Origin of the sequence: Nonomuraea mangrovi (genome assembly GCF_042681425.1) — a bacterium.
GTDB classification, from domain to species: domain Bacteria; phylum Actinomycetota; class Actinomycetes; order Streptosporangiales; family Streptosporangiaceae; genus Nonomuraea; species Nonomuraea mangrovi.
The window spans coordinates 243573-263737 of the sequence record NZ_JBHUFV010000050.1 but is presented as its reverse complement, the minus strand read 5'-3'; the positions used below and the strand labels follow the sequence as shown (position 1 = coordinate 263737).

The following is a 20165-nucleotide window of genomic DNA, read 5'->3' as shown; positions in this document are numbered from 1 at the left end:
CGTGTGTTGTGAAAGATCAGACGTCCTCGCCGGCCGCGCGCAGCCTGGCCCTTGCTCGCTTGGCCGCGACCGCCGCGTCCGCGTCCTCCTGGTCGGCCTCGATCGAGGCCTGAGCCCGGTCGAGCGCGTCGCGAGCAGCCGCGACGTCCACCTCGGAGCCCAGCTCGGCCGCCTCGGCCAGCACGGACACCTCGTTGTCGGCCACGGAGATGAACCCGCCGTGCACCGCGGCGATGAGGTCGTCCTCGCCGCCGCCGCGCTTCACACGCAGGACCCCGCCCTCGACGAGCACGCCGAGCACCGGTGCGTGTTGAGGCATAATACCGATCTCGCCGTCCACGGTCTTGGCAATCACCATGTCGGCCTCGCCCGACCAGATCTCACGCTCCGGTGAGACGACCCCTACGCGTAGCTTCGCCACTTGTGTAGGTTCCTTTCCGATCAGATGCCAGGTGCGGCTCTTGGCCGCACCTGGCACCGAAGGCGATTACTTGGAGAGTTCCTTGGCCTTGGCGATGGCCTGCTCGATGCCACCGACCATGAAGAAGGCCTGCTCGGGCAGGTGGTCGTACTCGCCCTCGCACAGACCCTTGAACGAGGCGATCGTCTCGTCCAGCGGCACGAACTCACCCGGCTGGCCGGTGAACGCCTCGGCGGCGTACATCGGGTGCGACAGGAAGCGCTCGATCCGGCGGGCCCGGTTGACGGTGACCTTGTCCTCTTCGGACAGCTCGTCGATACCGAGGATCGCGATGATGTCCTGGAGCTCGCGGTACTTCTGCAGGATTCGCTTGGTCTCCTGGGCCACCCGGTAGTGCTCCTCGCCGACGATCATCGGGTCGAGGATGCGGGAGGAGGAGTCCAGCGGGTCCACCGCGGGGTAGATGCCCTTCTCCGAGATCGGCCGCGACAGAACGGTCTGCGCGTCGAGGTGCGCGAACGCGTTGTGCGGGGCCGGGTCAGTGATGTCGTCCGCGGGCACGTAGATCGCCTGCATCGAGGTGATCGAGTGACCACGCGTCGAGGTGATGCGCTCCTGGAGCACGCCCATCTCGTCGGCCAGCGTGGGCTGGTAACCCACGGCGGACGGCATGCGGCCGAGCAGGGTGGAGACCTCGGAACCGGCCTGGGTGAAGCGGAAGATGTTGTCGATGAACAGAAGCACGTCCTGCTTCTGCACGTCGCGGAAGTACTCCGCCATGGTCAGCGCGGACAGCGCGACGCGCAGACGCGTGCCCGGCGGCTCGTCCATCTGGCCGAAGACGAGAGCGGTGTCCTTGAGGACGCCGGCCTCGTCCATCTCCAGCCAGAGGTCGTTGCCCTCACGGGTACGCTCGCCGACGCCGGCGAAGCACGAGGTTCCGGAGAACTTCAGCGCGACTCGGCGGATCATCTCCTGGATCAGAACGGTCTTGCCGACACCGGCGCCACCGAACAGACCGATCTTTCCGCCCTTCACGTACGGCGTCAGCAGGTCGATGACCTTGATGCCGGTGGGCAGCATCTCGGTGCGCGACTCGAGCTGGTCGAACGCGGGGGACGGACGGTGGATGCCCCACTTCTCGGTGACCTTGAGCGTGGAGGTCGGCACGTCGAGCGACTCGCCGAGCGCGTTCCACACGTGGCCCTTGACGACGTCGCCGACTGGCACCGAGATCGGCGCGCCGGAGTCGGTGACCGCCGCGCCGCGGACCAGGCCGTCGGTGGGCTGCATCGAGATGGCGCGGACCAGGTTGTCACCCAGGTGCTGGGCGACTTCCAGGGTCAGCTTCTTGGTCTCCTCGCCGAGGGTCACCTCGACGTTGAGGGCGTTGTAGATGTCGGGCATCGCCTCGACGGGGAACTCCACGTCGACGACGGGACCCGTGACGCGAGCCACGCGGCCCGTGCCGGTCGTGGTCTCAATAGTCTCTGCAGTCATTTCACTCTTTCCCCGCTGCGGCGTCAGCCAGCGCGTTGGCGCCACCGACGATCTCGCTGATTTCCTGGGTGATCTCGGCCTGGCGAGCCTGGTTCATCTGCATGGTGAACACGCGGATGAGCTCGTTGGCGTTGTCCGTGGCCGACTTCATGGCGCGCCGACGTGAGGCTTCCTCGGCCGCCGCCGACTGGAGCAGCGCGGTGAAGATGCGCGACTCGACGTAGCGCGGCAGCAACGACTCCAGAACATCACCGGCCGTCGGCTCGAACTCGAAGTACGGCGGGATCGTGTCGGACGCGGTCGCCTCGGTCTCCTCGACCTCCAGCGGCAGAACCCGCTTGACCACGACCTCCTGCGTCAGCATCGAGACGAACTGGGTGGAGACGATGTGGATCTCGTCGATCCCGTGCTCCTCCTTGAACGACTCGATGAGCGTGTTCGCGATCTCCTTGGCGTGGGTGTAGGAGGGCTTCCTGGAGAAGCCGGTCCACTGACCGCCCATCTCCCTGCTGCGGAAGCTGTGCCACACCACACCCTTGCGGCCCGTGACGAACGGCACCACGGTGAGGCCGCGACCCTCCAGGAGACCCCGGAGCGCCTCAGCCTCACGCAGGATGTTCGCGTTGAAGCCGCCGCAGAAGCCGCTGTCGCTGGTGACGATGAGGACGCCCGCCTTGGCGGGGTTCTCCTTCGCCACGGTCAGCGGGTGGTCGACGCTGGCCGCGTTGCTGACGACGCCCGTCACGGCGCGAGTGATCTCACGCTCGTACGGCAGCGCCGCCTGCATCCGCTGCTGCGCCTTCACGATCCGCGAAGAGGCGATGAGCTCCTGGGCGCGCGTGATCTTGGCGGTCGACTTGACCGACTTGATCCGCCGCCGCAGCAGCCTTAGCTGGGCACCCATCGGCTACTTCTTCTCCGCCGGGCGGACGACCTTGCGGATCTTCTCCTGACCGACCTCGTCGGCCTCGAGCGGCGCGACGGGCTCGTCGTGGACGAGCAGATCACCCGAAGAGGTGGTGAAGCTCTTCTTGAACTCGGTGATCGCGTCCTTGAGGGCGGTCACCGTGTCGTCGGAGAGGTCCTTGGTCTCGCTGATGTTGGTGAAGATGGACTTGTGCGCGCTCTGGACGAAGTCGAGGAACTCGATCTCGAAGCGGCGGATGTCCTCGACCGGAACCTCGTCGAGCTCACCGGTGGTACCGGCCCAGACCGAGACGACCTCGCGCTCCAGGGAGAACGGGCTGTACTGCGGCTGCTTGAGCAGCTCGACCAGGCGCAGACCGCGCTCCAGCTGGGCCTTGGAAGCGGCGTCCAGGTCGGAGGCGAAGGAGGCGAAGGCCTCCAGGTCGCGGTACTGCGACAAGGCCAGACGGAGCGTGCCCGCGACCTTCCTCATCGCCTTCGTCTGCGCCGAGCCACCGACTCGGGAGACGGAGACACCGACGTTGATGGCAGGGCGCACACCGGCGTTGAACAGGTCGGTCTCGAGGAAGACCTGGCCGTCGGTGATGGAGATGACGTTGGTCGGGATGAACGCCGAGACGTCGTTGCCCTTGGTCTCGATGATCGGCAGACCGGTCATCGAGCCCGCGCCCATGTCGTCGGAGAGCTTGGCGCAGCGCTCCAGCAGACGGGAGTGGAGGTAGAAGACGTCGCCGGGGAAGGCCTCACGGCCCGGCGGGCGACGCAGCAGCAGGGACACGGCGCGGTAGGCGTCGGCCTGCTTGGTCAGGTCGTCGAAGACGATGAGGACGTGCTTGCCCTGGTACATCCAGTGCTGCCCGATGGCGGAACCGGTGTAGGGGGCGAGGTACTTGAAGCCGGCGGGGTCGGAGGCCGGGGCGGCGACGATGGTGGTGTACTCCATCGCGCCCGCCTCCTCCAGGCGGCCCTTGACCTGCGCGATCGTCGAGCCCTTCTGGCCGACGGCGACGTAGACGCAACGGACCTGCTTGGTGGGGTCACCCGACAGCCAGTTGTCGCGCTGGTTGAGGATGGTGTCGACGGCGATCGCGGTCTTGCCGGTGCCACGGTCACCGATGATCAGCTGACGCTGACCACGGCCGATCGCGGTCATGGCGTCGATCGCCTTGATGCCGGTGGCCAGGGGCTCCTTCACCGGCTGGCGCTGGACGACACTGGGCGCCTGCAGTTCGAGGGCGCGCAGGCCCTCGGACTCGATCTCGCCCTTGCCGTCGAGCGGGTTGCCCAGGGGGTCGACCACGCGGCCGAGGAAGTTGTCGCCGATCGGCACCGACAGGACCTCGCCGGTCCTGCGGACCGTCTGGCCCTCCTCGATCTTGCTGAAGTCGCCCAGGATAACGACACCGATCTCGCGGGTGTCGAGGTTCAGTGCCAGGCCGCGCGTGCCGTCCTCGAACTCGAGCAGTTCGTTCGCCATCGCCGAGGGAAGGCCGGAGACATGGGCGATGCCGTCGCCACAGTCGACGACGGTCCCGATCTCCTCGCGCGCGGCGCCTTCCGGTTCGTACGCCTGGACGAAGCGCTCAAGCGCGTCCCGGATCTCGTCCGGCCGGATCGTAAGCTCCGCCATCTCTTCTCTGTCTCCCTATTCGCCTAGCCGGCCAACCGGCGGCGGACTTCTTCGATTCGTCCCGCGATGGTGCTGTCGATGACCTCGTCGCCGATGCGAACCGAGAACCCACCGAGCACTCGCGGGTCGACCTCGACGTTCACGTGAACGTCACGGCCGTAGGAGGTGCGCAGGTACGCACCCAGGCGCTGCTTCTGCTCGTCGGTCAGCGCCACCGCGCTGCGAACCACCGCCACCAGACGCTGACGCTGCTCCGCGACCAGGCTGGAGTACTCCTCCAGGCCAGTCTCCAGGCTACGTCCTCGCGGGTGAACTACCAGCTGCGTGATGAGACGCAGGGTGGACGGGGCCACCTTGTCGGCGAGCAGCTCGCTCAGCAGCCGCTCCTTGCCTTCGGCGGGGGCGGCCGGGTCGGTGAGCGCAAGACGCAGGCCGGGGTTGGCTGCGATGATGCGGCCGAAGCGGAAGAGCTCGTCCTCCACGTCGTCGAGCCGCCCCTCGGCCTCGGCCTGAGCGGCCGAGGCCACCACGCTGAGCCGCTCGAGCGCGTCGGCCAGGTCGCGGGCGCGCGACCACCTGGCCTCGGCGGCCGCCACAGCCGTCTCGAGCGCGGCGTCGCTGACCTTGCCCTCGAGCAGCATGCGCATGACCTGGGCCTTCTGGGCCGCGGGCCGCGCCGGGTCGGAAAGGTTCCGGCGCAACCCGTGCTCACGGTCGAGCAGGTCCGCGACGGCGCGCAGCTCGTCGGCCAGGCGCCCCAGGTCGGCCGAAGCCGCCACCGCGTTGAAGCGCTCCTCAACAGCGGCCAGCGAACTCCTGCTCAGGCCACGCATCAGCGCACCGCCTGCGCAGAGGAGCTCTCCAGCTCGTCGAGGAACCGGTCAACGACGCGGCGCTGACGCGCCTCGTCCTCGAGGGACTCGCCGACGATGCGGGTGGCGAGCTCGGTCGACAGGCGACCGATCTCGGTGCGCAGCTGGGCGAACGCCTGCTGGCGGTCGGCCTCGATCTGCGTGTGCGCCGCCTCGACGATGCGGCGCGCTTCGGCCTGGGCCTCCTCGCGGAGCTCGGCCTTGATCTGGGCGCCCTGCTCGCGAGCCTCCTCGCGCAGCCTGGCGGCCTCGTGCCTGGCCTCGGCCAGCTGGTCGCGGTACTGCTTGAGCAGTGCCTGCGCCTCGGCCTGGGCGTCCTCCGCCCTCTTGATGCCGCCCTCGATCGCGTCGGTCCGCTCGGCCAGAGTCTTCTGGATACGCGGGGTGAGGATCTTACCGACGACGACGAGAACGACGAAGAACGCGAAGATGCCCACGACCAGCTCGAACGCGTGCGGAAGCAGCGGGTTGGCGCCGCCCTCCGCCGCGAGGAGCGAAGCTGCCGTATTCATGGATGCAGCCTTTCGTCAGGGGTGGTCTTCGGTCTTTACAGGTTCGCGAAGATGAACGGCGCGACCAGACCGATCAGCGCCAGGGCCTCGGTGAGAACGAAGCCGAGGAGCATGTTCTGGCGAATCAGTCCGTAGGCCTCGGGCTGGCGCGCGATGGCCTGCACGCCCTGACCGAAGATGATGCCGACGCCGATGCCGGGGCCGATGGCGGCGAGACCGTAGCCGATGGCGGTGACGTTGCCGGAGACCTCAGCGAGAAGGCTCATTGCTGTTTCCTTTACTTGGTCGGCCGGTGATGCGGTGTATCACCGGTCTGGATATACCGGTAGGTGGTTCTTAGTGCTCCGGGTGCAGGCTGTTGCCGATGTACATGGCGGCCAGCATCGAGAAGAGGAACGCCTGCAGGAACATGATGAACAGCTCGAAACCGGTCATGATGATCGTCATCAGGACGCCGAGCACGCCGATCGGAGCACCGAGAGGGGTCAGTTTCTCGAACAGGAACCAGAAGCCGACCATGCTGAAGAAGGCGATGAGCATGTGGCCGGCGAACATGTTGGCGAAAAGTCGCACCGCGTGCGTGAACGGCGCGATGATCATGTTCGACAGGAACTCGATCGGCGCCAGCAGGACGTAGATGAACTTGGGCAGCCCCGGCGGGAACATCATGTTCTTGAAGTAGCCGCCGACACCCTGGGTCTTGAAGCCGAGGTAGAGCTTCAGCACGTAGACCGAGACGGCGAGCACGATCGGGAAGGCGATGTGCGAGGCGACGGGGAACTGCGCGATGGGAATGACACCCATCACGTTCCAGACCCAGATCACGAAGAACATGCTGAGGAGCAGGGCCATGAACCGGTCGGCGTCCTTGCCCAGGAAGGGCCGGGCGACCTGGTCACGGACGAACATGTAGCCGACCTCGGCGACGTTCTGGACGCCCCTGGGCACGATCTTCGGGTTGGAGAAGGCGGCCCACAGGAAGCCCAGCACGATGATCGAGCTGAGGATCGCCAGCAGCACCGGCTTGGTGAACCAGTCGACCCCGGCAATGATGGGAGGGAGTTCGAACAGTTCTTCCGGCGTCGGCGCCTGGAACTGGTCAGGATCGGCGAGGAGCGTCAGCGCGATCACGCGGCGTTCCCTTCAGCGTGGTAGGTGGTCACAACAAAGTTCCTTGGGCGGGCGGTACCGCCGCGCGGAGTTAGCGGCCGTGCTTCCGGTAGACCAGGTAGACGGCGAGCACTGTCCCCAGGACGACACCTATGGGGAAGAACGCGGACGTGTCGAGATACCGGTCCAGCAACCAGCCAGCACCGCCGTAGACAACCATCCCGGAGAGCAGGTAGCTGGGAATCGACCACGCGGCGTTGGCGAAGTCGCGACCGTCGTCCTCGGGCCGGCGTTTCTCTTCGCTCATCGCGCGCCCGACGATAGCAGGCACAGGCAGGACTAGTCATATCGGGCCCCGATACTTTTACCGGGGATCATGACTGCCCCTGTCCGGGCACCTTGGTCTCGGGGTCCACGTACAGCATCTTGGTCTTCAGGAAGGCGCGCACCTCGCCGGCGGTCCAGACGATGGTGCCGACCACGACGGTCCAGGCGAAGGCCTTGGGGTTCCACGCGGTCGTGTCGCCGAAGGCGCGCAGCATCACCATGATGACGACGACCTTGACGAGATAGCTGACCATCGCGGCGATCGCCATCATCTGCGGGGAGACGCGGGCGGCGTAGGTCACCGCGACCACGCTGACGCTGAAGAAGACGGCGACGAGCGCGAGACCGACGACGGAGCCGAGCGCGCCCTTACCGCCGGCCGTCAGGAAAGCCACGATGACAGCGACGGCCCCCACCACCAGGGTGGGTAGCGCGGCGCTCTTGAGGACGCGCACGTCGTTGGCCTGCATCGGTGCTCCAGACAGTCAGTTAACAAGCGAGCGATTGCTACCCCATGAGCCGTACTCTATGGGGGCCCTGCTCGTGAAAGATATCACAAGCTCATGGATGACCGCCTTTACCTGCTCTTTCTAGTTCGTGATCAAGACGAACGCGCAGGAAACGCGGGGAGAACGGAGGCGTCGTCGCCCTCCCGGCCCATGGGCTGGGCATCGCCCCTGATGGGCGGCATGGGGCCCGTCGCTGGGCCATCGTCCTCATCATCCGGTTTGTCCTTGCGCTTGGCGGAATGCGAGCCGCCCCTCCCGCGCCAGCGCGGCAGCGCCATCAACACCAGCACGCCGATCGCCAGCACGATCACGATCGGGAAGAACACGACAGGCACGCCGGTGACCGACATGCCGACCAGGCCGAGCGCGAACAGCGACGTCCACGCGTACATGATCAGCACTGTGCGCCTGTGGGAGTGGCCGATGTCGAGCAGCCGGTGGTGCAGGTGACCGCGATCCGGGGCGAAGGGCGACAACCCCATCGAGGTGCGTCTGATGACCGCGCTTATCAGGTCGATGAGCGGGAGCACCATCACCGCGGCCGGCAGCAGGATGGGCATCAGCGCGCCGAACCGGTTCATGCCCTGGATCACGTCGGCGTCGACAGGGGTCACGGTGATCAGCGACGAGGCCAGGACCAGGCCGAGGAGCATCGCCCCCGTGTCGCCCATGAAGATCCTGGCGGGATGGAAGTTGTGCGGCAGGAAACCCAGGCACATGCCGATCAGGATCGCGGTGATGGCCGCGGTGGTGTTGATCCTGTTCTGCTCGATGTTCTGGTCGAGGAAGATGGCGTAGACCCACGTGGCGGCGGCGGCGATGCCGACGATGCCCGCGGCCAGGCCGTCGAGGCCGTCGACGAAGTTCACCGCGTTGATGGAGACGACGACGACCAGGATCGTGATGATCGCGCTGAGGTCGGGCGCGAGGCCGATGCTCTCGCCGCTGACCCAGGGGATCCACGGCAGGAACAGGCCGAAGTAGACCAGCACGCCCGCCGCGCCGATCTGGCCGCCCAGCTTGATGAAGGCGTCCATGCCCCACCAGTCGTCGAGGAAGCCGGTCAGCGTGATCAGCCCGCCGGCGACGATGAGCGCGAGCACCGTGTCGTCCTGGGCGAGCACGCCGCCCGTCTTGTCGAGCTGCATGGCCGTCAGCAGACCCGCGACCAGCCCGCCGTACATCGCGAGCCCGCCGAGCCGCGGAGTCGGCGTGGTGTGCACGTCGCGATCGCGAACCTCGGGCATGGCTCCGATGCGGATGGCGAAACGCCGGACCAGCGGGACGAGCAGGTACGTCACCGCCGCCGCTGCCAGCGCCATGAAGAGGTATTCGCGCACGGACCTAGTTTCCCGGATGCACCGGCCAGCTGTGACCGGAAATCGACACAGATCACCTTATAATTCGCTGAGATAGGGCTGGTGCTCCGCGGCCAGCTCGGTGACACGTTCCCGCACTTCATCCGCTGTTTCGGGATATCTCACCGCCCGCGAGACCAGCGTTCCCACCTCCTTCATCTGCTCGGCTCCCATGCCCTGTGTCGTGACACAGGGGGTGCCCACCCGCAGGCCCGACGTGACGGCGGGCGGCTCGGGGTCGTACGGGATCGCGTTGCGGTTGAGCGTGATGCCCGCCGCCGCGCAACGCCGCTCCGCCTCCGCGCCCGTCACCGCGCAGCCGCGCAGGTCGATGAGCGCCAGATGGGTGTCGGTGCCGCCGGACACCGCCCGCATCGCGTCCAGCGCCTCGCAGAGAGCGCGCGCGTTGTCGACCACCATCCTCGCGTAGTCGGCGAACTCCGGCCGCATCGCCTCGCCGAACGCGACGGCTTTCGCGGCGATCGCGTGCATGAGCGGACCGCCTTGCACGAACGGGAAGACCGCCCTGTCGACCTTCGCCGCCAGCTCGGCCGTGCACAGGATGCCGCCGCCGCGCGGACCGCGCAGCGCCTTGTGCGTGGTGAACGTGACGACGTCCGCGTACGGCACCGCCGACGGGATCGCGCCACCCGCCATCAGGCCGATCGTGTGCGCCACGTCGGCCATCAGCCACGCGCCCACCTCGTCGGCGATGCCGCGGAACACCCCGAAGTCGATCAGCCGGGGATAGGCCGTGGCGCCGCACACGATGAGCTTCGGGCGGTGCCTGAGCGCCAGATCGCGCACCTCGTCGTAGTCGATGAGCTCGGTGTCGCGGCGCACGCCGTACGACACCACGTCGAACCAGCGGCCGGAGAAGTTGACCCGCGAGCCGTGCGTGAGATGGCCGCCATGCTGTAGCGCCATCGCCAGCATCGTGTCACCCGGCTGGAGCAGCGCGGCGTAGGCGGCCAGGTTCGCGCTCGCGCCCGAATGCGGCTGCACGTTGGCGTGGTCGGCGCCGAACAGCTCCCTGGCCCGCCGTACCGCCAGGAACTCGGCCCTGTCGACCACCTCGCAGCCGCCGTAGTAGCGCCTGCCCGGATAGCCCTCGGCGTACTTGTTGGTGAGCGTCGACCCCAGCGCGGCCAGCACAGCAGGGGAGGTGAAGTTCTCGCTCGCTATGAGCTGCAGGCCGCCCCGCACCCGAGCCAGCTCGTCCAGCAGCACCTGCGCGATCTCGGGGTCCTCCCGCTGGAGGGCCCCGAAATCCGGGCCGTACTGGGGTGCGTCACCCATTCCCCCACTGTAAGCCCACAATCACGAGAAGGCATGGGGCGCGCCGACCGCGGCGGGCACCCACCGCGGCGTGTCCGCCGCCTGGTCGCTGATCGCCGTGAGCACCGACTGACGGTACAACGCCAGCCGGTTGCGCCATTCGGCCAGATCCTCCACATACCGACCACCGACCGGCGCCTCCCACGTCTGCGGGCTGCGCGCCAGCTGGTAGGCCTTGTCCAGGGAGGCCGTCAGCGTCTCCAGCAGGGGCAGGACGGCATGCCATGCGGTCACCAGGCGCTGGTAGTCGGGGTTGAACTCCCAGGCCCTCGGGTGCCCGTCCAGGGGGCCGCCCGAGCCCGTCGCGGGCGGCTGCTCGCCCGGCTGGCGCGGCTGTGGAGCCGGTGGATCGACGTACATGCGCGTACTCCCTCTCAGCTGCCCGGCGGCACGATCGGCCGGTCGGGCGCGTTCGCCTCGACCCGGCCGGGCGCGCCGTCCGGCCCGAAGTCCTCGGGAACCCACTCGCCCTTGCCCCACTCGCCGGGCGGGACCCGCACGCTCGGCATGTCCATCGGCTCGATGTCGCTCGCGTCGTCCATGAGCGTCCTGAGCGCGGCCTCCGACGGCGGCCCGGCATCCACCGACACCACGTCACTGCCGTCGTTCGCCCACCTCGCGACATCCCCAGGACCCGTCCCGGTCGCAGCCTCCCCGCCCGTGCCACCGACGCCCCCGTAGGCCGCGGGAGACTCCCGCACACCTCCCGCCACACCCCCGGGATCTCGCACGTACCCGTCCGACGCCCGATCGGTGTCCCGCCGATCCGCGTCCCCAGCCCCACCGGAGGTCTGCTCGTTCGCGTCCGGAGCGTCTCCGGGGGTCCGGCCGTCGGCGTCGGCAGGACGGGCCGTCGGCCCGCCGGGGTCCACCGAGCCTGCGGGCCCGTCCGGGCGGATGTTCTCCGGCACCCACTCGCCCCTGCCCCACTCCCCCGGCGGCACCCGCACACTCGGCATGTCCATCGGCTCGATGTCGCTCGCGTCGTCCATGAGCGTCCTGAGCGCGGCCTCCGACGGCGGCCCGGCATCCACCGACACCACGTCACTGCCGTCGTTCGCCCACCTCGCGACATCCCCAGGACCCGTCCCGGTCACAGCCTCCCCGCCCGTGCCACCGACGCCCCCGAAGGCTGCGGGAGACTCCCGCACACCTCCCGCCACACGGGAATCCCCGTCGGGCGTTCGGTCTGCCTCCTGCTCGTGCCCATCCGGCATGCCCTCGGGGACCCGCGAGGACGCCGCCCCTCCATCGGCGACCTGCGCGTGCCCATCGGCCACTCGACCGGAGACCTGCGGATCACCGTCACGGCCGCCCCCGGAGACCTGCGGATCACCGTCACGCCCGCCCCCGGAGGTCTGGGCGTCGCCGTCGCGGCCGCCCCCGGAGACCTGCGGATCGCCGTCACGCCCACCCCCAGAGACCTGCGGATCACCGTCACGGCCGCCCCCGGAGACCTGAGCCTCGCCGTCACGCCCACCCCCAGAGACCTGCGGATCACCGTCACGGCCGCCCCCGGAGACCTGAGCCTCGCCGTCACGCCCACCCCCAGAGACCTGCGGATCGCCGTCGCGCCCACCCTTGGAGACCTGGGCGTCGCCGTCCGGTGTGCCCGCCGATGCTCGGCCGTCGGTGTCCTGGGCCTGGGCCGCCGCCTCGCCGGGGTGCACCGAGCCGGCGGGCCCGTCAGGGCCGATGCCGTCCGGGATCGCCGCTCGGCCCCACTCGCCGGTCGGCAGCCGCACGCCCGGCATGTCCTTCGGGCCGATGTCGCTCGCGTGGTCCGCCAGCGACTTCACCGCCGCGTCGGACGGCGGCCTCGCGTCCGCCGAGACCACGTCGCTCCCGTCGTTCGCCCACGTGGCGGGCACCTCTCCGGTGCCCGTCTGGCTTCCCGTACGGCCCGCAGCACCGTCGGACGGCTGGGCGGGCGCGGGCGGATCCACCGCGCGCTCGACGGAGGGCAGGTCGGCGGGCGCGGCCGGGTCCACCGCGCGCTCGACGGAGGGCAGGTCGACCGGCTGTACGGCGTCGGCGTGCTCCAGCAGGTCCTCGACCTCGCGTGCCGTGGGCGGGTCGAGCGGGATCTGCAGGACCTTGACCCCGTCCACCTCGACGACCTGCGGTTTGCCCGCGTCGGCCTGGTCGATGTCGTCGGGGTGGTCCTTCCCCGGAGTGTCGAGGATGTCCTGGCCGGACCTGTCGGGCTCCGTGCCTCTGTCGCGACGGCTGTCCCGCTCGTCGTCCTTCGGCTCGTCCGTGCCGGTCTTGGGCTGCTCCGTCTCACGGGACGGCTGGGGGTTTTCACCCCTTGGCCGGTCCGTCTCACTTCTGGGCTGGTCGGCCTCGGTCTTGGGGTGGTCGTTCCTGGAAGGCGGATCCGCGGGCGTCGTGTCCCGAGGCGTCTCGCTTCTCGGGGTGGGCTCCGCCGGGGTGGCGTGCTTCTTCGGCTCCGGCTCGGAAGGCGTCGTGTCCCGGGGGTTGGTCGTGCGCGAGGCCCTGTCGTCGTCGCGCTGCTCCTTCGGGACCTCACGCTGCTCCTTCGGAACATCGCGCGGTTCCTTCGCCTCATCCCGGGTTTCCCTGGGCGTCTCGCGCGGTTCCTTCGCCTCGTCCCGCGGTTCCCTGGGCGTCTCACGCGGATCTCTCGGCGTGGAGTCGGTCGCCGTCGAGTCCTTCGGCGTGGTGTCCTTCCCGGCGGGCTCCTTACCTGAGGCCTCCTTACCAGAGGTCTCCTTACCGGTGGCGTCCCTACCGGTGGTCTCCTTCGGTGAGGGGTCCTCGTCCTTGCCCGACGCGGGCGTGCCGTTCGCCGACACGTCCTTGACCTGCTCGCCCGTCCGGGGCGCGGTCTCCTTCTTCTCCAGCAGCGCCAGCCGCCCCGTGACGTCGCGCGCCATGCTCTCGCACGCGTCGGCCACCTGCGAAGGCCGGTGGGTCGCGGGTGTCGCGAGCCCCGCGGTCCTGGTCGCCTGCGCGACCCTGCTCTCGATCGTCCGCATCTGCGCGGCGGCCCGCTGTACCTCGGCCAGCAGGTCGCGCACCAGGGTCGGATCCATACCGTCGAACGAGCCCATGCGCCACACGGTAGGTGCAGCCGAAGCCGCCCGCCTCAGGGATAAACAGACGGCATCAATCGTCGGTGGCGACGTAACCCACGATGCCGCGCAGCTTCTCCACCGAGATGGCGCCCTTCCTGAGCAGGCGGGGCACCGCTGTCGTCAGGTCGAGGATGGTCGAGGGCGTGTCGTCCGCGCAGGGACCGCCGTCGAGGTAGACGGCGACCGACTCGCCGAGCTGATCCTCCGCGCCCTGCGCCGTCGTCGCGGCGGGCGAGCCAGAACGGTTGGCGCTGGAGACGGCCATCGGGCCCGTCTCCTTGAGCAGGTCGAGCGCGACGGGATGCAGCGGCATCCGCAGGGCGACCGTGCCCTTGGTGTCGCCGAGGTCCCACGACAGCGACCTGTTCGCCTTGCACACCAGCGTCAGCGGTCCGGGCCAGAAGGCGTCGATGAGGTCCTGACCGTACGGGCCGAGGTCCTCCACCAGGGCGTTCGCGGCGCGCACGGTGCCGACGAGGACGGGCGGCGGCATGTCGCGTCCCCGGCCCTTGGCCTCGAGCAGCGCGCTCACCGCCGAGGGGGTGAAGGCGTCGGCGCCGATGCCGTAGACGGTGTCCGTCGGCAGCACCACGAGCTCGCCCTTGCGTACGGCAGAAGCCGCGTCGGTCAGCCCCGCGGCCTTCTGATCGGGGTCTGCGCAGTCATAACGTCGTCCCACGGCGAGCAATCCTATTCCTGGCCGAACTTGGCGGTGACGAAGCGGTCCCTGCGGGTGAGGTCCTGGCGCAGCCGGGCGTCGCGCCAGCCCTTGTCCTCGGGGAAGAGGCGGTAGACGGCCTGGCCCTGCTCGTCGGCGTGCTCGACGGCGACCAGCCCGCCCGGCCTGAGCAGGCGGCGGGCGGTACGCTCGACGGCTCTGACCTCGTTGAGCCCGTCGGCGCCGCTGCCGTACAGGGCGCGCGAGGGGTCGTAGTCGCGCACCTCGGGGTCGCGAGGGACTGCCCCCGGCGGGATGTAGGGCGGGTTGGAGATCACGAGGTCGACCTTGCCGTTGAGCTCGGGAAGCGCGTCGGCGAGGTCCTCGGGGTGCAGGTGGACGCGGCCCTGGCCGTGTTCGGCGATGTTGCGCTTGGCCCAGCCGTACGCGTCGGGATCGACCTCGACCGCGTGGACCTGTGCCAGCGCGACCTCCTGCGCGATCGACAGCGCGATCGCGCCCGAGCCGGTGCCGAGGTCGACCACGAGCGGCTCGGCGACGTCCATCTCGCGGAGGCGTTCGATCGCCCAGCCCGCGACCACCTCGGTCTCCGGTCTGGGCACGAAGACGCCGGGGCCCACGGCCAGCTCCAGGTAGCGGAAGTAGGCGTGGCCGGTGATGTGCTGCAGCGGCTCTCTGGCCTCGCGCCTGGCGACGCCCTCCCAGAAGAGGGCGTCGAAGTCGGCGTCCTTCACGGTGTGGAGCGCGCTCCTGCGCACGCCGTGGACGAACGCCGCGATCTCCTCCGCGTCCGTGCGCGGAGACGGCACCCCGGCCTCGGCCAGGCGAGCGGTTGCGAGAGCGATCTCGTCCAGCAGGAATGTCATGAGTGTTGTGCGAGCTTCTCCGCCATTTCGGCGTCGATGAGGGCCTGGGTGACAGCGCTCAGTTCTCCGTCGAGCACCTGGTCGAGGTTATACGCCTTGAAGCCGACACGGTGGTCGGAGATGCGGTTCTCGGGGAAGTTGTAGGTCCTGATGCGCTCCGAGCGGTCCATCGTGCGGACCTGCGACTTGCGCTCGGCCTGGGCGGCGGCCTCGGCCTCCTCCTGCGCCACGGCCAGCAGCCTGGCCCGCAGGATGCGCATCGCCGACTCCTTGTTCTGGAGCTGGCTCTTCTCGTTCTGGCAGGAGACCACCACACCGGTCGGCAGGTGCGTGATGCGGACCGCCGAGTCGGTGGTGTTGACGCTCTGCCCGCCGGGGCCGCTGGAGCGGTAGACGTCTACGCGCAGGTCGTTGGGGTCGATGTTGATCTCGACCTCTTCGGCCTCGGGGTAGACCAGCACGCCGGTGGCGCTGGTGTGGATCCGGCCCTGCGACTCAGTGACGGGCACCCGCTGCACGCGGTGCACGCCGCCTTCGTACTTCAGCCTCGACCAGACGCCCTCGTCACCCTTGGCCTTGATCGCGACCGTGACGTCCTTGTAGCCGCCGAGGTCGGAGTGCTGGGCGTCGATGATCTCGGTCTTCCACCCGAGCCGCTCGGCGTAGCGCAGATACATTCGCAGCAGGTCTCCGGCGAACAGCGCCGACTCCTCGCCGCCCTCACCCTGCTTGATCTCCATGATGATGTCCTTCTCATCATTGGGGTCACGCGGGATGAGCAGATGCTTGAGCTTATCCTCCAGCTTCGGGACGCGCTCCTCCAGCTGGGCCGCCTCCTCGGCGAAGGCCTCGTCCTCCGCCGCCAGCTCCTTGGCCGCGGCGAGGTCGTCACGGACGCCCTCCAGCTCGCGGTAGGTGCCGATGACGGGCGTGAGCTGGCGGTAGCGCCTGCCGAGCGTGCGGGCCTTGTTCTGGTCGGCGTGCACGGCGGGGTCCGCGAGCTGCTGCTCCAGCTCGGCGTACTCACCGAGCAGTTCGTCGAGATTCACCGTGCGTCCTTCTTCCGCTTTGTCGCCGCCCTCTTCACCACGAACGCCGACCCGGGAGCGCGCACGCGCGTCTCCGGGCCGGCGTCAGGGAAGCTACTTGCTGGCCTTCTTGCCGAAGCGCTGCTCGAAGCGCGCCACGCGACCGCCGGTGTCGAGGATCTTCTGCTTGCCCGTGTAGAACGGGTGGCAGGCCGAGCACACGTCGGCGTGGATGACGCCGTTCTTCGCGGTGCTGCGCGTGGTGAAGGAGTTGCCGCAGGTGCAGGTGACCTGCGTCACGTGGTACTCGGGGTGGATGTCGCGCTTCATGGCTGTCCTTTCGGGGTGCGGTCGCCGGGTCGCTCCGTACGGCTTGCGCGCTGTCGCACACTGTCGATCGCGCACTGCGGGAACCGGTACCGCTCGGCTTCAGCTACCAGTGTGCCAGATCCTCCAACCATCCCAGGCCACGAGGCATTCCCGGCGATCTTATGGACGAGTCACACAGGCCCCACTAGGCTCAAACGTCCAATCCGTAACTTTTCTCACATATACACCGATGCAAGGGGCCCCATCACATGAAGAGAAGGATGCGGTTGCTGCTGGCGACCGCAACGGGGGTGGCTGTGCTCGTCGGGGGCGCCGGCCTCTCCTCGGCCAGCGCATCCGTGTCGCGGGCGGCCTACGCTGCAGCCGACGACATCGCCAACGTGTCCGTCGGCAACGCGTACGTGCCCGCTGACAAGGAGATCGAGGTTTCGTTCACCTTCCAGGTGTCGAACCCGCTCGGGACCGGCAACGGCCCGACCAGCGGCGCCGACGAGGTGAAGATCACCTCCGCCGACATCACGCCGCCGGGCAAGGCCGCCAAGCCGGCGACGGTCAGCTACACCGCGCCCAGCGCGATCACCGACGACAAGCCCCGCCCGGCCTCCGCGCCGGGTAACGGCAAGTTCACGATCTCCAAGGACGACCCGTCCGGCGACTGGACCCTGAGGATCGTGACCTCTCGCGGCACGAACACCTTCACGGTCAAGGTCGCTCCCAAGCAGGGCATCAGCGGGGCCTCCGTCACCCCGAACCCCGTGGACCTGATCAAGGGCAAGGAGGTCAAGGTCACCGTCCGCGCGGCGGTCAAGGACGCCTCCCAGGTGAGCGCCAAGATGACCAGCGACACCACCTCCGAGTACTACGACCTCGGCAGCCTGGAGCTCGACACCGATGGCTACTACACCGGCGTCGTCTACTTCACCGACGACAGCGCGCCGGGCAACTGGACGCTGGAGATCTCCGCCAGCCGGGGGAACGAGACGCTCAAGGGTGTCGGCTCGTTCAGCGTCAACGCCCCCGCCGGCGGAGCGTCCAAGAAGTCGAAGTCGAAGATCACGCTGACCGCGCCGAGCAAGGCCAAGGTCGGCCGGACCTTCAAGATCAACGGCAAGGTCTACAGGGGGACCAAGGCGTACTCGGGCAAGATCGTCGAGGTGTACTTCAAGAAGAAGGGCACCAAGTCGTACAAGTTCATGGGCTTCGCCAAGGCGACGTCGACGGGCAAGTACACCAAGGCCGTCAAGCAGAAGTACGACGGGTACTGGCGCGCCAAGGTGCCCGCGACCGGCAAGACGTACAGCTCCTGGTCGGCTCAGGAGTTCGTGGACGTGAAGTAGCCGGATGACCGGAAGTACGGCCCGCTCCCGCGAAGGGGACGGGCCGTCTTTCGTCTCCGGCCCTCGCCCCCGTCGGCGGCGTCGAAGGTCCCGCAGGCGCGAGAACGCCCCGGGTGGGAACACCCGGGGCGTTTCGCCGTACGTCGTGCTAGTCGCGGTCGGAGCTGACCGTCGTCTTCTGGACCTGGAGGAGGAACTCCGCGTTGGACTTCGTCTCCTTCATCTTCTCCAGAAGCAGCTCGAGCGCCTGCTGCATGTCCAGCGCGTGCAGGACCCGGCGAAGCTTCCAGACGATCTGGAGCTCGTCCTTGCCCATGAGGATCTCTTCCTTACGGGTGCCGGACGCGTCGACGTCCACCGCGGGGAAGATGCGCTTGTCGGCCAGCGAGCGGTTGAGCTTGAGCTCCGCGTTGCCGGTGCCCTTGAACTCCTCGAAGATGACCTCGTCCATCTTCGACCCGGTCTCGACCAGGGCGGTGGCGAGGATCGTCAGGGAGCCGCCGTTCTCGATGTTGCGCGCCGCGCCGAAGAAGCGCTTCGGCGGGTAGAGCGCGGTCGAGTCGACACCACCGGACAGGATGCGTCCGGACGCGGGGGCCGCCAGGTTGTAGGCGCGGCCGAGGCGGGTGATGGAGTCGAGCAGGACGACCACGTCGTGGCCCAGCTCCACCAGACGCTTGGCGCGCTCGATGGCGAGCTCGGCGACGGTGGTGTGGTCCTCGGCGGGACGGTCGAAGGTCGAGTGGATGACCTCGCCCTTGACCGAGCGCTGCATGTCGGTGACCTCTTCGGGCCGCTCGTCCACGAGCACGACCATCAGGTGGCACTCGGGGTTGTTGCGGGTGATCGCGTTGGCGATCGACTGCAGCACCATCGTCTTGCCGGCCTTGGGCGGCGAGACGATGAGCCCGCGCTGGCCCTTGCCGATCGGCGACACGAGGTCGATGATCCGCGTGGTCAGGATGTTGGGCTCGGTCTCCAGGCGCAGCCGCTCCTGCGGGTAGAGCGGGGTGAGCTTGTTGAAGTCGGGCCTGTTGCGGGCCTGCTCCGGGTCCATACCGTTGACCGTGTCGAGGCGGACCAGGGCGTTGAACTTCTCCCTGCGCTCGCCGTCGCGCGGCTGGCGGACGGCGCCGGTGACGACGTCGCCCTTGCGCAGGCCGTTGCGGCGGATCTGGGCCAGCGACACGTACACGTCGTTGGAGCCGGGCAGATAGCCGCTGGTCCTGACGAACGCGTAGTTGTCGAGGATGTCGAGGATGCCGGCGATCGGGATGAGAACATCGTCGTCGCCGATCACGGGCTCGTTGCTGTCGAAGCGGTCGCGGCCACGGCCACGGTTGCGCTCCCTGAAGCGACCGCGCCTGCCGCGCCCGCGCTCGTCGTCGTCGCCCAAGCCGCGCTGGTCCTGGCCCCGGTCCTGAGAGCGGTCCTGGCCTCGGTCCTGAGAGCGCTCCTGGCCGCGGTCGGTGCGCTGCGGCTGCTGCTCGCCGCGCTCCTGGCGCTCGCCGCCACGCTCCTGACGGTCGCGGTCACCACGCTCGCCACGGTCACCGCGGTCACCGCGGTCAGCACGCTCACCGCGGTCAGCACGCTCACCGCGCTCGCGGCGGCTGCGGCGCTCGCCACGGTCGCGGCGGCTCTCGCCACGCTCGGCGCGGCCGTCCTGCTGGTCGGGCTGCTCCACGACAGGCTGCTGCGGCTGCTCGACCACGGGCGCGGCGGCGGCCACGGCCGGCTGCTCGGGGGCAGCGGCGACGGGCTCGGGTGCGGTCACGGGCTCGGCGGCGGGCGCAGGGCGGGAACGTTCCCGACGGCTGCGGGCGGGGCGCTCGGCCACGGCCGGCGCCTCGGCGGGGGCGGGCGCCTCGGCGGCCGCCTGGGCGCTGTCACCGGCGCCGACTCCCTGCTTCTCCTGGATACGCGCGATGAGCTCGCTCTTGCGCATCCGTCCGGTCCCGCTGATGCCCAGCTCGGCGGCGATCTTCTGCAGCTCGGGTAGCACCTTCGCGGACAGTCCGGTGCCGGAGCGACGCGCCCGCGGCTTGGCCGCGGCGCGGGTGGGGGTGTCGCCGGACGCGCTCGCGGCCGAGCCGGAAGCGTCGGAGAGGAGTTCGGTGGTGTCGCTCAACTAAGGGTCCTTCCCAGGGGTCGGGCGTCGGCCATGATCAGCCGATCGTCCCGGAGGTGCTGTCGATCCGGCGGGACAGTCCGGGTCGGGGTGCACTTTGCGATCTTCGGCCGCCGCGCAGGACGGCCGCCACGGTTGGGGAGGGATTCGTCCAGGTCGCCACAGGACGGTGGCGCGTGGAGGGAACCC

Annotated in this window: 20 protein-coding genes; 1 reads left to right on the top strand and 19 read right to left on the bottom strand. The window is 69.0% G+C overall.

Annotation, left to right across the window (positions count from 1 at the left end; translation table 11 throughout):
- Positions 1-16: 16 nt before the first annotated feature.
- From ACFSKW_RS33855 to rpmE, 18 genes are all read right to left on the bottom strand, one after another.
- Entirely contained in the window at positions 17-421 is a 405-nt protein-coding gene (locus tag ACFSKW_RS33855; protein WP_379576768.1) for a F0F1 ATP synthase subunit epsilon, read from the bottom strand.
- Positions 422-487: 66 nt separating this feature from the next.
- Positions 488-1921 (bottom strand): F0F1 ATP synthase subunit beta, encoded by a 1434-nt coding sequence (atpD, locus tag ACFSKW_RS33850; RefSeq protein ID WP_379576766.1) that lies wholly within the window; start codon positions 1919-1921, stop codon positions 488-490.
- Position 1922: 1 nt separating this feature from the next.
- Positions 1923-2825 carry a F0F1 ATP synthase subunit gamma gene (locus tag ACFSKW_RS33845; RefSeq protein WP_379576765.1) on the bottom strand — a complete coding sequence of 301 codons (903 nt, stop codon included), beginning with the start codon at positions 2823-2825 and terminating at the stop codon, positions 1923-1925.
- 3 nt (positions 2826-2828) lie between these two features.
- Entirely contained in the window at positions 2829-4478 is a 1650-nt protein-coding gene (gene atpA / locus ACFSKW_RS33840) for a F0F1 ATP synthase subunit alpha (RefSeq protein ID WP_379576763.1), read from the bottom strand.
- 23 nt (positions 4479-4501) lie between these two features.
- Positions 4502-5311, bottom strand: a complete 810-nt coding sequence (locus ACFSKW_RS33835) for a F0F1 ATP synthase subunit delta (protein WP_379576762.1) — start codon at positions 5309-5311, stop codon at positions 4502-4504.
- A complete protein-coding gene (locus ACFSKW_RS33830) occupies positions 5311-5862 on the bottom strand; it encodes a F0F1 ATP synthase subunit B (protein ID WP_379576760.1) in 552 nt (183 codons plus the stop codon). The genes ACFSKW_RS33835 and ACFSKW_RS33830 overlap by 1 nt, the downstream gene beginning before the upstream one ends.
- A gap of 35 nt (positions 5863-5897) precedes the next feature.
- Positions 5898-6128 carry an ATP synthase F0 subunit C gene (gene atpE, locus ACFSKW_RS33825; protein WP_354917244.1) on the bottom strand — a complete coding sequence of 77 codons (231 nt, stop codon included), beginning with the start codon at positions 6126-6128 and terminating at the stop codon, positions 5898-5900.
- Positions 6129-6198: 70 nt separating this feature from the next.
- Positions 6199-6993, bottom strand: coding sequence for a F0F1 ATP synthase subunit A (gene atpB, locus ACFSKW_RS33820; protein WP_379576759.1), 795 nt, complete (start codon positions 6991-6993; stop codon positions 6199-6201).
- 70 nt (positions 6994-7063) lie between these two features.
- Positions 7064-7279, bottom strand: a complete 216-nt coding sequence (locus ACFSKW_RS33815) for an AtpZ/AtpI family protein (protein ID WP_358131549.1) — start codon at positions 7277-7279, stop codon at positions 7064-7066.
- 67 nt (positions 7280-7346) lie between these two features.
- Complete coding sequence (locus ACFSKW_RS33810; RefSeq protein WP_379576757.1) at positions 7347-7769, bottom strand: hypothetical protein; 423 nt, start codon at positions 7767-7769, stop codon at positions 7347-7349.
- 131 nt (positions 7770-7900) lie between these two features.
- Positions 7901-9148, bottom strand: coding sequence for a glycosyltransferase family 4 protein (locus ACFSKW_RS33805; protein WP_379576755.1), 1248 nt, complete (start codon positions 9146-9148; stop codon positions 7901-7903).
- A gap of 57 nt (positions 9149-9205) precedes the next feature.
- Positions 9206-10465 carry a serine hydroxymethyltransferase gene (locus tag ACFSKW_RS33800; RefSeq protein WP_379576753.1) on the bottom strand — a complete coding sequence of 420 codons (1260 nt, stop codon included), beginning with the start codon at positions 10463-10465 and terminating at the stop codon, positions 9206-9208.
- 21 nt (positions 10466-10486) lie between these two features.
- On the bottom strand, positions 10487-10864 hold the full coding sequence (locus ACFSKW_RS33795; protein WP_379576751.1) for a hypothetical protein: 378 nt from the start codon (positions 10862-10864) through the stop codon (positions 10487-10489).
- A gap of 14 nt (positions 10865-10878) precedes the next feature.
- Positions 10879-13581: a hypothetical protein gene (locus ACFSKW_RS33790; protein WP_379576749.1), complete on the bottom strand. Its 2703-nt coding sequence runs from the start codon at positions 13579-13581 to the stop codon at positions 10879-10881.
- A 55-nt stretch (positions 13582-13636) separates the two neighbouring features.
- Positions 13637-14284 carry an L-threonylcarbamoyladenylate synthase gene (locus ACFSKW_RS33785; protein ID WP_379576747.1) on the bottom strand — a complete coding sequence of 216 codons (648 nt, stop codon included), beginning with the start codon at positions 14282-14284 and terminating at the stop codon, positions 13637-13639.
- Between the two features lie 11 nt (positions 14285-14295).
- Positions 14296-15150 (bottom strand): peptide chain release factor N(5)-glutamine methyltransferase, encoded by an 855-nt coding sequence (gene prmC, locus ACFSKW_RS33780; RefSeq protein ID WP_379576745.1) that lies wholly within the window; start codon positions 15148-15150, stop codon positions 14296-14298.
- Complete coding sequence (gene prfA, locus ACFSKW_RS33775; RefSeq protein ID WP_379576743.1) at positions 15147-16199, bottom strand: peptide chain release factor 1; 1053 nt, start codon at positions 16197-16199, stop codon at positions 15147-15149. The genes prmC and prfA overlap by 4 nt, the downstream gene beginning before the upstream one ends.
- Positions 16200-16292: 93 nt before the next feature.
- The gene (rpmE, locus tag ACFSKW_RS33770; protein WP_379576741.1) at positions 16293-16508 is read right to left on the bottom strand and encodes a 50S ribosomal protein L31; all 216 of its coding nucleotides are present in this window, start codon (positions 16506-16508) and stop codon (positions 16293-16295) included.
- A gap of 248 nt (positions 16509-16756) precedes the next feature.
- Here rpmE and ACFSKW_RS33765 point away from each other — a divergent pair, with 248 nt between their 5' ends.
- Complete coding sequence (locus tag ACFSKW_RS33765; RefSeq protein ID WP_379576739.1) at positions 16757-17845, top strand: hypothetical protein; 1089 nt, start codon at positions 16757-16759, stop codon at positions 17843-17845.
- Between the two features lie 148 nt (positions 17846-17993).
- On the opposite strand, the gene rho is transcribed toward ACFSKW_RS33765, so the two are convergent.
- A complete protein-coding gene (rho, locus tag ACFSKW_RS33760) occupies positions 17994-19976 on the bottom strand; it encodes a transcription termination factor Rho (protein WP_379576737.1) in 1983 nt (660 codons plus the stop codon).
- Between the last annotated feature and the right edge of the window lie 189 nt (positions 19977-20165).

Bases quoted from the DNA above. Each gene is read 5' to 3' on its own strand.
- ACFSKW_RS33800 (WP_379576753.1), bottom strand. From the start codon at position 10,465: ATGGGTGACGCACCCCAGTACGGCCCGGATTTCGGGGCCCTCCAGCGG.
- ACFSKW_RS33830 (WP_379576760.1), bottom strand. From the start codon at position 5,862: ATGAATACGGCAGCTTCGCTCCTCGCGGCGGAGGGCGGCGCCAACCCG.
- ACFSKW_RS33845 (WP_379576765.1), bottom strand. From the start codon at position 2,825: ATGGGTGCCCAGCTAAGGCTGCTGCGGCGGCGGATCAAGTCGGTCAAG.
- atpE (WP_354917244.1), bottom strand. From the start codon at position 6,128: ATGAGCCTTCTCGCTGAGGTCTCCGGCAACGTCACCGCCATCGGCTAC.
- ACFSKW_RS33835 (WP_379576762.1), bottom strand. From the start codon at position 5,311: ATGCGTGGCCTGAGCAGGAGTTCGCTGGCCGCTGTTGAGGAGCGCTTC.
- atpD (WP_379576766.1), bottom strand. From the start codon at position 1,921: ATGACTGCAGAGACTATTGAGACCACGACCGGCACGGGCCGCGTGGCT.
- ACFSKW_RS33790 (WP_379576749.1), bottom strand. From the start codon at position 13,581: ATGGGCTCGTTCGACGGTATGGATCCGACCCTGGTGCGCGACCTGCTG.
- ACFSKW_RS33815 (WP_358131549.1), bottom strand. From the start codon at position 7,279: ATGAGCGAAGAGAAACGCCGGCCCGAGGACGACGGTCGCGACTTCGCC.
- rpmE (WP_379576741.1), bottom strand. From the start codon at position 16,508: ATGAAGCGCGACATCCACCCCGAGTACCACGTGACGCAGGTCACCTGC.
- atpA (WP_379576763.1), bottom strand. From the start codon at position 4,478: ATGGCGGAGCTTACGATCCGGCCGGACGAGATCCGGGACGCGCTTGAG.
- ACFSKW_RS33810 (WP_379576757.1), bottom strand. From the start codon at position 7,769: ATGCAGGCCAACGACGTGCGCGTCCTCAAGAGCGCCGCGCTACCCACC.
- ACFSKW_RS33765 (WP_379576739.1), top strand. From the start codon at position 16,757: ATGAAGAGAAGGATGCGGTTGCTGCTGGCGACCGCAACGGGGGTGGCT.
- ACFSKW_RS33795 (WP_379576751.1), bottom strand. From the start codon at position 10,864: ATGTACGTCGATCCACCGGCTCCACAGCCGCGCCAGCCGGGCGAGCAG.
- prmC (WP_379576745.1), bottom strand. From the start codon at position 15,150: ATGACATTCCTGCTGGACGAGATCGCTCTCGCAACCGCTCGCCTGGCC.